Genomic DNA, 13,063 nt, shown 5'->3' with positions numbered 1-13,063 from the left:
GTAGCACCTGGAAAGAAACTGGGCTAACATTAAGACCAGCTGTGAACACCCATTGAGGAAAACCGGTCGCGAAGCATTGTGCTGTTGGGCGTTTGCGCAGGCAATTGACGGTTTGCCTCAGCCCCAAGGAAAGGACCAATCCTCGATGACTAAGCGACGCATCGCCGCCGGCCTCGTAGCCTTATCCCTCATTGCGCCGATGACAACATCGGTGAGCGTCTCGGTGGCGCAAGAAAACCCAGCCCCCTCTAACGAGTATCCTTCCATTCCGGCGAGCGACCCAACTGCCGAGGCCATCGACGCCGACGGCATCGCCTCGGGTGCCATTACCAATATGGATCAGGTGGGTGATACCGCGCTGATTAGAAGCAAGCGTGGCGAAAACCACGGTGGCGTGGTTGGCGGCCGTCTATACGCCCCGACAACGGGTGATTTCTCCACTGTCGGTCAGGGCAATGAGCGTCTGACCGGCTACACCGTGTACTCCCAGTGGATGGATGAAGACGGTGCGGTTTCCCCGGTCTACAAGGCTGAAACGCATGATATTCCTGGTAACGCTGGTGGAGCCGGCTCCTACGTGTTCCACTACCCCAACTGGACCGATGCTAACGGCAAGGAGCACGTCTTCAACGCAAAGCCGTACGACGTGCGTATCCGCATGTGGATTGCCCCCGGCCAGACAGGTCCTGGCAGTGGAGAGCTCTTCACTATCCGCCAGGCACCGGGTGTGCAGCCTGGCTTTATGAATAATGCTGACGGCGGAGCCGGCATGTGGTCGAACATTCCGCAGTCCTTCACCTTCACCGGTATCTTCACCTATGAGGGTCCGTCTGATGTGATGTATGCCAAGGAGGGCGACCCACGTTTCCACGTCGACACGAAGGGTGTTTCCAGTGGTTGGGACGCAAGCGATAAGGGTGCTGTCACCGGTAAAGTCTGGTGGGAGACCGGCAGGGGAGATATAGGCAACTTTGGCTTCCCCAATTCCACGGGTGAGAACTTCGCCAAGAAGGGCGACGCTCGCGTTATCACGTCTATTCTCACCGACGATGGTGTTGCAGCCTTCACGGAGGTTAATAACCTTCCCCGTAGTGAGCGTCTGAAGAAGCAGCAGGAGCTGCTGAAGGCACACCATGAGTACATTGCGGAGACCGTTGCGGCCGAGACCGATGAGAACGGTGAATACTTCGCTCGTTTCAATAAGAAGGACTTTGACAACAAGTATCTGTACCAGTTTGTGCAGGTCAAGCGCGGTGGTAAGTGGGTGACACAGCCTGCGTACTCTTCATACATTGTTCCGATGTACGGAAAGCCGAATGCCTTGATGAATATTCCGCAGTTGTGGCAGGTTGTCCGCCACAACTGGGTGAACATGCACTTTGGTCTTGTTCACCAGCCCACGGAAAACGTGCTGCAGATTGATCCGGAGATCGGTAAGGAGGGCGACAGGCTTATACCGAAGATCGCTACGTACGCGAACCCCGGCGAGGATGCCTACGTTCAGTGGTACAACTCCAAGGGCGAGCCGATCAAGCTCGACGGCTCCAAGGGTGAGGAGAAGATCCCGGTATCCGGTGGTCACAACCTTGCTAACCCGCTTGAAGAGGCAACCCTGACCGTTCCAGAAGTGACAGAAGACGATACATACAACGCGCGTCTCATCTACAACGGTGCAATCGTTGGCGCCGACTCTGTCGCTGTCGCCCCCAAGACCAAGGTCGAGGGCGCGCCTAAGGAGGTCGAGCCGACCGATACTGCTCAGGGCACTGGCCTGAAGGTTGTCCACCTGGATAAGGACACCAAGGTTACGGCCGAGGACGAGGATGGCAATGCTATCCCGGTCGCTGTCGACTCCGACGGCAGGGTTAGCGTCACCCCAGGTACTAACGTTGATGGCCCGATCACACTAATGGTGGAAGACCCGGATCTGAGGTACGGCAAGGCCACCTATAAAATCCCGGTAATCGGCCACGCCCAGGGCAAAGATGACAACAACTCGGACAGGACTAATGCCGACATTTACGATCCGCAGGCCAAAGATCAGACGGTAAACACCGGTGAGACTCCGAGGGCTGAGGATTCCATCGCTAACCTGAAGGATCTGCCGCGGGGTACGAAGGTGTCCTTCAAGGATCCGGTCGACACCAGCAGGCCGGGTGACATGATGGCAACGGTCATCGTCACCTACCCAGATGGTTCCTCCGAAGAGGTTCCGGTCCGCGTCACAGTAAGGGAGGATCTGTCGAGAGAATTTGATCCGAAGTATGACGATCGTGCGGTTGTGGAGCAGGGCGAGCAGACTACTATTCCCGCTCCGAGCACTCGGGATGGTCGTAGGCTGCCAGCGGGTACCAAGTTTGAGAAGGGCGAGTATAGCCCTAATTGGGCGGCGGTAAATCCGGAGGATGGTTCTATTACTGTGATCCCGGCCCCAGACGTTGCGCCTGGCGAATATACGATTCAGGTTATCGTCACCTACCCAGATGGTTCCTCTGACGTGGTCCTGACGTCCATCCAAGTCGTCGAAGCCGACCCCGACTCCGACGGCGACGGCTACCCCAACAGCGTGGACGCCGACCCCTCCGACCCAGCCGTATGGCTGGCCACGAAGGTCCGAACCGTCTACCCGGAGGTGTGGGTCCGCCCCGGCGAGACCGCCACGAGCGCCCAGCCCTTCGAGGACCTCACCGCCACGCAGGCCGTCGAGCGCCGCCCCGCCACGGGCACGAAGTACGAGCTCAGCGCGGATGCCGAGGCGGCAGCGCAGGGCATCACCATCAACCCAACAACAGGCCAGGTCACCGTCGCTGCCACCCAGGACGCGCAGCCCACGACGCTCACCGTCCCCATCACCGTCACCCGTGCAGGTCACGCCCCCGAGCGCACGACCCTCACCGTCCGCATCATCGGCAAACGGATGAGCGACACGTACGCGCCGGCGCTGCCCGCCACGGCCACGATCACCGCAGGCAACGGCGTAAAAATCCCGGTCACCGCGAAGGAACTCCCCGCGCACACGACGTTCACCGTCACCTCGCAGATGCCAGCGGACTGGATCGCTGCGGTTGATCAGGCCTCGGGCACGGTCACGGTCTACGCGCCGTTCGCCGCCCCGGTCGGCGCGGAGGCCACCGTAAACCTGCTGGTCACCTACCCCGACGGCACGACGGACACGCTCACCTCCGAGGTCACCGTCGACACCGCCACCCCGCAGCCGTTCTACGAGCAGACGCAGCTCCGCGCCGGGACGCAGGTCACGGCCCCACTCAGCGGCGTCGATAAGCTCCCCCGAGGCACCACCTTCACCCTCCCCGGCCAGCTCCCCGCGGGGCTGACGGAGGCGACGCTCGCCGCGGACGGCACCCTCACCCTGACCGCCGACGCAACAGCCCTCCCGGCCATCGCCACTTTCCCCGTCACGGTCACCTACCCCGACGGCACGGGCACGACCCTCACCGCAAACGTGCAGGTCTTAAGCCCGGGCGGCCACCGCACCCTCGCCGAGGACGACACGATCCCCGCCGTCTCCGGCACCACCCGCGCGGCCGGCATCACCCGCAGCAACCCGACGGAGCAGGTCTCCTACACCGTCACCGACGCGCCTCGTGGCTGGTCTATCCAGGTGCTTGCCGACGGCTCCATCCAAGCACAGGCTCCTCACGGCACCGCCCCAGGAACCAAGGCAAAGGCCACCATCCAAGCCGTCTACCCCGACAAGTCGACGACATCCATCCCGGTCACCATCACCGTCGCCGGCGACGATTCCGGCGGCTCACTGGGCGACACCGGCTCGTCCTCCACAAGCGGCATCGTCGGCATCGTCACCGGCGTTGTCGGCGGCCTGCTCCTGCTGCTCGCCGCCGGGGTCGCCGCCGTAGGCATCAACCCCTCAATCCTGCCCCCGCAGGTGAGAGACATGATCGCACCGTACGCACCATGGATCAACGGAAAGTAGGAGAGACACAATGAAGATTGCAAAGAAACTCACCGCCGTTGCCACCGCGCTCAGCCTGGCCGTCGCCTGCGCCGTCGAGTCGGGCGCCGGTGCCGTGGACTTCCGGCAGAACTCCGATCCCGAGCGCTCCTCCTTCTCGTATACCAAGGACGGCACGGTTGCTGGTGACGTGAGCATCCAATCCCTGCCGATGATCCGTGTCGACGGGCAGGAAGTGAAACTAGAAAACTTCTCCGTCCCCGCCGGCGAAAACCCGCTGGTCAACGTCTACGAGGATAAGAACGTCAAGGTAGAGGACACCCGCGCCTTCGACGATGATGTCTACACGCACACGGTGACGGTGACGAATACCGCCGACACCGCGAAGCAGATGCAGACGGACATCTACACCGGCATCGGATATGGCAACAATTCCGGCGATGCCTATTACACACCCGACGGCGTGGACTTCAGCGGCGGCGAGTACGCCCCGCGCGTGTCGTTTAGCGCGACGGGGGAGCGCGTTCTCTCGGACGTCTTTAACTGGAAAAACCAACCCAACATCGTGCTGAGGAAAGATCCCTACGTCATTTCTCCTGGCCTTGACTACTACGACCTGGCCCGATCCTTGCAATTCCTCCGCCTCGACCCCGACCAAAGCATGACGATGACCGTGAAGCTCACCTTCACCATCCCGCCATCGGCCCTGGACAGTGACGGCGACGGGCTCCCCGATGACTGGGAGACGATGGGCGTGCCGCTCGAAAACGGCCAAACCCTCCCACTGCAGGCCTGGGGCGCCGACCCGCACAAGAAGGACATCTTCCTCCAGCTCAACTGGATGAAATCGGAGATGGAAACGCAGGGCTGCCTCGACGCCTTCGGTCGCCCGCGCGCGGACGTCGACAAGGTCACCGACTATTCCTACTGCACCGGCCTCGACTCCCGTTCCCACGCCCCGACGATGAAGGCGCTCGAGGACCTCGTTAAGCTTTTCGACGATCATGGCATCAACCTGCACATCGATGCCGGCGACATGGTCCTCGGCATGCCCCGCGAGGCCGGCGGCTTCGGCGGCCCCCGGATGGACTACGAGAAGTACTACTTCGGCACCTACGACGGCGGCGGCGACCACGGCAAGCTGAAAGACCAGCTGAAACTTGTCGAAGGCGCCCGCCAGTCCGTCTTCCGCCTCGGCACCCTTGTCGATTACCTCTGGGGCGAACCAACCGGCACCCCCGTCCGCATCAGTGGCCTCGGCCAGATGCCCGGCACGAGCTTCGCTGTCGGCAACTTTGAGGGCATGAACTCCGACCACGTCCGCAACACGATCCTTCACGAGATGGGCCACACCCTCGGCTTCGGCCACGCCGGCAGGTACTACCCGGACAACCCGCTCAACGGCAAGAACTACGTGCCGAACCACGTCAGCGTGATGAACTACCTGTACCAGTGGAGCTTCTTCGACTACATGGATCACCTCGCCACCAACTCCGATCCAGTGAGCACCGTCCCGTACACGTGCCCGCTGAATGGCTGCTTCACCGGTGCGTACACCGTCGAACCCGAGTGGGGGCACCTGACCATCGGTAACTACCCCATCGGCACGGTCACCGATTCGATGTTCCTTCCCACCCCGCCCGTGAAGCCGACCCCGCCACCGGCGGAGGAGGAGCACCACCACACCGAGGCGACGATGCACGATCTCGAGGTCGTCTCCGCCGAGGCCAACAAGGGTGTCGGTGCCATCGACATCGTCACCAGCGAGTTGGTCAAGGCGCGTAACGATAACTTCATCGAGGTCCAGGTCCGCAACAAGGGCGCTGACCTGCACGCCTTCTCCGTCCTCCTCGAGTACGGTGACCACGTCCAAAAGGAGCCGGTGTACCCCGTCGGCGCCGTGGAAACCGATGCCGAGGACGCCAACTCGTCGGTGAAGAAGTTCCGTATCGACCCGAGCGAGCTCAGCGGCGACGGCCTCGCCGTCACCGCGCACCTTGTCAACCAGTCCGGCGAGGTCGTCCAGACCGCCAACGCCACCCTCCCCGTCCTCGACCTCACCCGCAAGGACCTGGAGAAGGCCGTAAAGGAAGCGCCTGCCGAGAAGAAGAAGGATGCCGAGCGCCTGCTCCGCAACGAGGAGACCGTCGACACGGCCGTCCGCCCGGTGGAGAAGTCGAAGAGCGAGGAGCCGACCACCAGCACCGCGCCGACCTCGACGGAGCCGACCCGCATCACTGCCTCCCCGCAGCGCACCCGGCCGTCCACCGTCCCGACCTACGAGAAGCCGACTCCGGAGCCCACTCCCGAGCCGACGGACGAGGGGCTCTCTACAGAGGCGATCATCGGCATCGTCTTCGGTGTCATCGGTATCGGCACGCTGGCAGCCGCTATCGCCGCCTTCCTGCAGGGTGCGCTCTAGCGCCCACGCCAACCCAACAGTGGCCATAAGCAGTCGACGGAGCGCTAAGTAGCGAACGTGCGAATTATGCCCAAATTTGTGGGCACAATTCGCCCAGGCACCCCGAATGTGGCCGTATTCCGGATGATCTCGTGGACGAGCGGAGCCAGCGGGCGCTCGTCTCTGTATTTTCGCGCCTGTCACTGTATTTCGGGCGCTCGTCTCTGTATTTTCGCACCCATCTCTGTATTTTCGCGCCTGTCACTGTAAAAAGAGATACACTGACAGACCTGATCGAAGATGGGGGCGCGACAAGGACGACGCGGTAGTTGCCACTCTTGAGCATGCAGCGCCTTTATCCGCGAAGGAAATCTCGGTGCAGACAGGGATCAAATTAAACACGCTCCGACCGATCCTGCGACGTCTCATTGAATCTGAGCTCATTGTCGCAACTGCTCCCGCGACGAGTAGGTACAGAAAGTATGTGCTTGCGTAGGTGGAGGTCCATGGCCGAATCTGACTACCTAATCTGGCTACGCAAGCTAAACCATAGCGTTGCCCTGTAGTCCCTCGATAGCTCCTCCGCGCGCCGGGCCCGCCGGGCGATTGGTCAGCCCCATCGAACCACGCTATCCACCGTTCCTCGGTCGCACCGGATGCCCAACCCACGAGGCTCGGCTTCGGACACGCGCGGCCGGGGGCTGGTTTTTCGAGCTTCATGTTTCCTGTGAGGTGCCGAAGCCAAACCCCTCCGGTGGTCATACATTCAGGGCTGATGTTTTACACCTCCACGAAGGCATCGCAGTGACCATCTGCTGGCGCCGGAGAGCTCGGCAGCAAATGTGACAAGGGCACCCAAATTTTTTAGGCAAAATCCGTGTTTTACTTCGCGTATTCGCCCCAGTTCGCCAAAAAGCGAGAATCACATCCGGCCGACTCTTGGAGGGTGCCGCCCCGGGGAACCCCACCACCTCGCGCCCGAAACAATTCCCAACCAACCCCACACGTCCACAACTACGTGGCGTACGCCGTCCCCGCGTGTTTCCCCAGGTCGTCGGTCGCACATGTGCGACTAGTGCCCAAATTTCTTTAGGGCATAATCCGCCCAGGCGGCATGAGCCCAGGAAGTGCTACCCACCGCTTACCGGCTCCGCGAGTAAACCCCGCGTGAACTCTTCATGAAAACACCGCTTTCACCCTAGCCACCGCGCGGTTGAGCAACCACAATGAGGGGCATGGGGATCACGCGCAGGACGTTCTTAGCCGCGGCGACAACAGCGATAGCTGCAACGATGGGTGTCGCCCGTGCACAGTATTCGGAGTACGACGAAACGTCCAGCGCCTTCCAGCACGGTGTCGCCTCCGGCGATCCGCTGCCCACGGCGGTCATCATCTGGACGCGGCTTACCACAGACGAGGCGGTGGCAACAGTCGCCTGGGAGGTGTCCACCACGCCGGATTTCCGCACCATCGTCCGCCACGGCGAGGCGCTCGCCCGCGAGGAGCACGACTTCACCGTCCACGTCGATGTCACGGGGCTTACGCCCGGCACGGTGTACTACTACCGGTTCCGCGCAGGCGAGGACACCTCCCGCACGGGTCGCACCAAGACCGCTCCCACTGACGCGGAGCGCGCCGTCTTCTCTGTGACATCCTGCGCGAACATGGAGAGCGGTTATTTCGGTGCCTACTCGGAAATCGCCCGCCGCGCCGACGAGATCGATGTGGCTCTCCACCTTGGCGATTATTTCTACGAGTACGCCAGCGGCAGGTACGTGGGCAAGAGCGGCATCACGCGACCGCACGAGCCGCCGTGGGAGTGTACGACGCTGCAGGATTACCGCACCCGCTACGCTCGCTACCGCCGCGACGCCGAGCTTCAGGCGGCGCACGCGGCGGTGCCGTGGGTGGTGACCTGGGACGATCACGAGTGCGCGAACGATTCCTGGGCGGCCGGCGTGGATCTTCAGCGTCGCGACGCGGCGATGCAGGCGTACCTGGAGTGGATGCCGATCCGGGCGACGAGCCCGTCCGCCGGTGGCCATATCTATCGCAGCCTCCGCTTCGGCGATCTTGCCGAGGTCTCCATGCTGGACCTGCGCACATATCGCAGCGCCCCCGCCCGCTTCAAGTCCTCCGACCCGACCCGCCAGATGCTGGGGTCCGAGCAGTTCGAGTGGCTCACCCACCAGTTGACCACGTCGGATGCGCAGTGGAAGCTGATCGGCAACTCGGTGATGATGGCCCCGCTGCAGATCCTCGGCACGCCGCTGACGGAGTACCTCGGCCACGGCATGGGGAGCCTCCCGCTGAACCCCGACCAGTGGGATGGCTATCAGGCGGAGCGCGCGCGTCTGCTGGAGCTTGTCTCCCGCACGCCCGGGTGTGTGTTCCTCACAGGGGATATCCACTCGGAATGGGCCAACGAACTCCGCTTAAGCGGCTCCGGCGACGGCGATCCCAGCGGCTCCGGCGACGAAGGAGCCGGAGCCATCGCCCCCGAGTTCGTCTGCACCTCCGTGTCGGCGCCGAATGTGGACGATAAGCTGCGCCTGCCCGCCGGCAGCGCCACGTCCCGGGGCCTCGCCTCCTACGTCCGCAGTGTCAACCCCCATGTCCGCCACGTGGAGTTGGATGCGCACGGATACATGCTGGTCACGGTCACCCGCGAGGATGTCCGCGCGGAGTGGTTCCGGGTCGCCGATGTGGAGACCAAGGGCTCCCCGTTCACGCGCGGGGCGGTCGCCACGTGGGACGGGTCGGTCCTCACCGTTTAGCTTGTCGACGTCCCCCCGCCAGCCCCTTACCGCACTCGCGCGAGAATTTTTCCCTCCGCTTTGGGGTAGTTCCCCCCGCCGACAAATAAATTTAGACCTATTTGAGAAAGCTGCCCCCGGGTACCTGTATGACATAGCTCACCTGGGAAGGATGCACACTTTTCCTTTAGCCTGCAATAAAAGGCCAGAGTAACAGTGCAAACACCTTAATGGAGGCTATTCATCCCCAGAAAGAAATATTCAAATTAACTGTAAAAATATGAAATTGGTACATTGCGGCTGAAAATAAACTGGGTTACACTTGTACCCAGTCGTGTTAGTTGGACCAGACAACTGCAACGGATTGACCGCCCTTAGCTGGCGCGGAAGATCTAGCGACGCGAACGTGGTTTTGACGGGCCGCGTTCACATAAATCTCCAAGGAGGGAAGAATTTAACATGGCTAAACGAGCCTACGGAAAGCGGCGCAAGGGTATCTCCATCGCCGCCGGCCTGGTGGCCCTGTCTCTCGTAGCACAGGTTGCGCCGGCCACAGTTCTAACAATTAATCCTGCAGTCGCAAGCGCTGCAGAAGCAGACGCGCCACAACCCGCAGAAACCGCAGGTGCCCCGATCCCCGCTGATGGTATTGCCTCAAAGGCAATCACCAATATGGACCAGCTTGGCAACTACGCGCTAGTTAAAGGCAAGCGTGGCCTTACCCACGGTGGCATGGTCGGCGGTCGTCTTTACTCCTCCACCACCGGTGACTTCTCCACGGTCGGCCAGGGCAATGAGCGCCTGAACGGCTACACGGTATACAGCCAGTGGATGGATGAAGACGGCTGGGTTTCTCCTGTCTATAGCGCTAAGACCGCCGATATCCCCGGCACTGCAGGTGGCCCGGGTTCGTACGTGTTCCACTACCCCAAGGTCGTGGATAAGAACGGCGTGACGCACGAGTTTGACGCCAAGCCGTACGTTGTTCGCATCCGCCTGTGGATTGCCCCAGGCCAGAAGGGACCTGCCGGCGGCGATCTGTACACGCTTCGCCAGGCACCGGGTGTGCAGCCCGGATTCATGAATGAATCCAACGGTGGCGCGGGCTGGTGGCCGAACATTCCGCAGTCCTTTACCTTCACTGGCATCTTCGCCTACGAAATGCCCTCTGACCTCATGGTGAAGAAGGACGCGGACGGTAAGCCAGACATCCGCGTGGATGAGGCCGGCTACCCCGGCGATACCTGGTCTTCTGCAGACCGTAGCTCCGTTTCAGGCCGTGTGTGGTGGGAGACTGGCAAGACTGAGCAGGGCACTATCACCTTCCCTGTGTCCACTGCTGAGAACATGGCAGATAAGGGCGAAGCCCGCGTCGTCACTTCCATTCTCACTAATAAGGGTGTAGCAGAATTCCGTAAGCTTGAGAAGCTCCCGCGCGGCGAGCGCATTAAGGCTCAGCAGGAGCTGCTGAAGAACAACCCCGGTTTCATCGCAGAAACCGTTGCTGCGGAGACCGATGACAAGGGCCGTTACTTCGCACGCTTTGAAAAGAAGGACTTTGACAACGAGTTCCTCTACCAGTTCGTCCAGGTAAAGCGCGATGGTAAGTGGGTTACTCAGCCTGCATACTCCTCCTACCCGGCACCAATGTTCGGTGATCCGACTGCCACGATGAACATTCCGCAGCTCTGGCGCGATGCTCGGCACAGCTTGGCAAACATGCACTTCGGCCTCGTTTCGGACCCCGAGAACACCGATCTGCAGATCGATGAAGACGTTGTCTACGCAGGCAATAAGGTCACCCCGAAGATTCAGGCACTCCTGAATGGTGGCGAAGAAGCCTACATCCAGTGGACCGACAAGAACGGCAAGGTCGTCCAGGTTGACGGCAAGGACCGCATTGATGTTGCCCCCGCTGGCTACAACATCAACAACCCCTTTGAGGCTGCTACGCTGACCGTTCCGGATCAGGCAACGCTTACCAAGTCCGGCAATGACACTTACACCGCAACGCTCTACGTGAACGGTGCCCCGGTTGCCGCTGACTCCGTCGCTGTCAGCATGAACGGCCCGGATTCTGATGCTGCTAAGTTCAGCCCAAAGTACGAGACCACGTACATCCAGCTAATTCCGGACGGAAATGGTGGCTTCAAAGATACTCACATCGGTACTGACTGCGGTCCCTCCACCGATAATCAGGAAGAGATCGATAATTCTGGTCTGAGCTGCGCGAATATCCGAAACATTGCACGTATCGCGAACATCGCAGATATCCCGAAAGAAAAAATTAAGAGCGTCAAGGTCACCGGTATTGAAGGGGAGAGCTACTTCGGAACCGGAGCAAAGCTAGTGAAGGATCAGGCTGGTTGGGCCGGTGGACCTCGAGGCGGTTCCCACATTTCCGACCCTCGAACCTCACAAGACACGACCCAAGAAATGAAGAGCCTGCGTGCAGTTGCCGGTCTTGATGAGGATCGCATGGAGAGCGACATCCCAGTCGGCATCCGCATGAGGAATGCTGAAAAGGGTCAAGTCCAGAATGTCAAGGTTCGTGTCACCTACGCTGACAATTCTTACGACGACATCATTGCCCGTTTTGTTTACGGTGATGAAACCACTCGCCCGTCGGATGAGCCGACTGCCGAAGACCGTGACAAGTTCGATGTCTCTTACAAGAACACCGAGGCAAAGCCCACTGAGAAGGCATCGGTCCAGCCGAAGATCACCACGCGTGATGAGGCCGGTAACGAGAAGGCCGCTGGGGCTGAGAACGTAACTAAGTACGAGAAGGCCGGCAGCGTTGAGGGCATTGACGATGCTGACTGGACCGTGGATGAGACCACGGGTGAGGTTTCCTGGACTCCGCAGGAGGGCACTGCCCCCGGCAGCTACACCTTCCCGGTGAAGGTCACCTACAAAGATGGGACGACCGAAACCACCACGGCAACCTTCACGGTCAAGGACGATGCCAAGCCTGTGACTAAGCGTCTTGCTTACAAGAAGACCACGGCTCCGCAGGGTGAGGAAACCAAGGTAGACGTGCCCACTGCCGACGGTAAGACCCTCGAGGGTGCTTCCTACACTATGACCGAGGCCGACAAGGCTCAGTTCCCGTGGGTAACCGTGAACTCGGATGGCTCTCTCACGCTGAATCCGACGGCGGATACTAAGGAAAAGAAGGGGACGCCGAAGGGCACGTACTACGTGCCCGTCATGGTGAAGGAGGCCAACGGTGGCGAGCAGATCGTCTACGCCGAGGTCGAGGTCACCGATGAAATTGCCAAGACGGAGAAGCCTACCGTCAACGCGCCTGTTGCAGGTGCGAAGAAGATCACCGGTACGGCTGAAAAGGGTGCCGAAGTTACGGTCACGTTGCCTGGCAACAAGAAGGTTAAGGCAACCGCTGACAAGGATGGCAACTACAGCGTTGACGTGCCCAAGGGTGTCACGCTGAAGAAGGACGACACGGTCACCGCTGTTGCTACCTCCCCGAACAAGAAGCAGTCCGATCCGGCTGAGGCAAAGGTGACAGCGAATGACGCCGAAACCTACAGCCCGAGCTACGAGGATGCTACCGGCCAGGCCGGTACGAAGAAGAAGGTACCTGTCAAGACCGACAAGGATCTGCCGAAGGAGACCACCTTCGAAATCCCCGAAACGGCGAAAATCCCGGAGGGCTGGACTGTTGAGGTCGACCCGACTACCGGTGAGGTATCGGTCACCCCGAAGGCTGACATCAAGACGAACACGGATGCAACAATCCCGGTCACGGTTAAGTACCCGGATGGTTCCTCCGAGACGATCAACCTGAAGTTCACGGCAAAGCCGAAGCCGGTTACGCCGGTGGAGAAGACCACCGAAAAGCCGAAGGTCAACGCGGTTACTGAAGGCGACACTGAGATCACGGGCAAAACCGAGCCGAATGCTAAGGTCGTAGTTGAGCTGCCTGATGGCACCACGGCGACCGACAAG

4 protein-coding genes are annotated in these 13,063 nt (G+C 60.7%); all 4 read left to right on the top strand.

Annotation, left to right across the window (positions count from 1 at the left end):
* Positions 1-145 precede the first annotated feature (145 nt).
* Positions 146-3,955: a Rib/alpha-like domain-containing protein gene (locus HMPREF3044_RS05590; RefSeq protein ID WP_070739843.1), complete on the top strand. Its 3,810-nt coding sequence runs from the start codon at positions 146-148 to the stop codon at positions 3,953-3,955.
* 10 nt (positions 3,956-3,965) lie between these two features.
* Positions 3,966-6,356: a zinc-binding protein gene (locus HMPREF3044_RS05585; RefSeq protein ID WP_070739840.1), complete on the top strand. Its 2,391-nt coding sequence runs from the start codon at positions 3,966-3,968 to the stop codon at positions 6,354-6,356.
* A gap of 1,205 nt (positions 6,357-7,561) precedes the next feature.
* Positions 7,562-9,112, top strand: coding sequence for an alkaline phosphatase D family protein (locus HMPREF3044_RS05580; protein ID WP_070739837.1), 1,551 nt, complete (start codon positions 7,562-7,564; stop codon positions 9,110-9,112).
* Between the two features lie 438 nt (positions 9,113-9,550).
* A partial coding sequence (locus tag HMPREF3044_RS05575; protein WP_141759644.1) for a Rib/alpha-like domain-containing protein occupies positions 9,551-13,063 on the top strand: 3,513 nt, incomplete at its 3' end.

The organism is Corynebacterium sp. HMSC073D01, from assembly GCF_001815555.1.
In the GTDB taxonomy this organism is placed as follows: domain Bacteria; phylum Actinomycetota; class Actinomycetes; order Mycobacteriales; family Mycobacteriaceae; genus Corynebacterium; species Corynebacterium glucuronolyticum.
The sequence above is the reverse complement of the archived record's forward strand: the minus strand, read 5'-3'. Positions and strand labels throughout refer to the sequence as shown.

Excerpts from the sequence above, each read along its gene's own strand:
- HMPREF3044_RS05590 (WP_070739843.1), top strand. The coding sequence starts at position 146 with ATGACTAAGCGACGCATCGCCGCCGGCCTCGTAGCCTTATCCCTCATT.
- HMPREF3044_RS05585 (WP_070739840.1), top strand. The coding sequence starts at position 3,966 with ATGAAGATTGCAAAGAAACTCACCGCCGTTGCCACCGCGCTCAGCCTG.
- HMPREF3044_RS05580 (WP_070739837.1), top strand. The coding sequence starts at position 7,562 with ATGAGGGGCATGGGGATCACGCGCAGGACGTTCTTAGCCGCGGCGACA.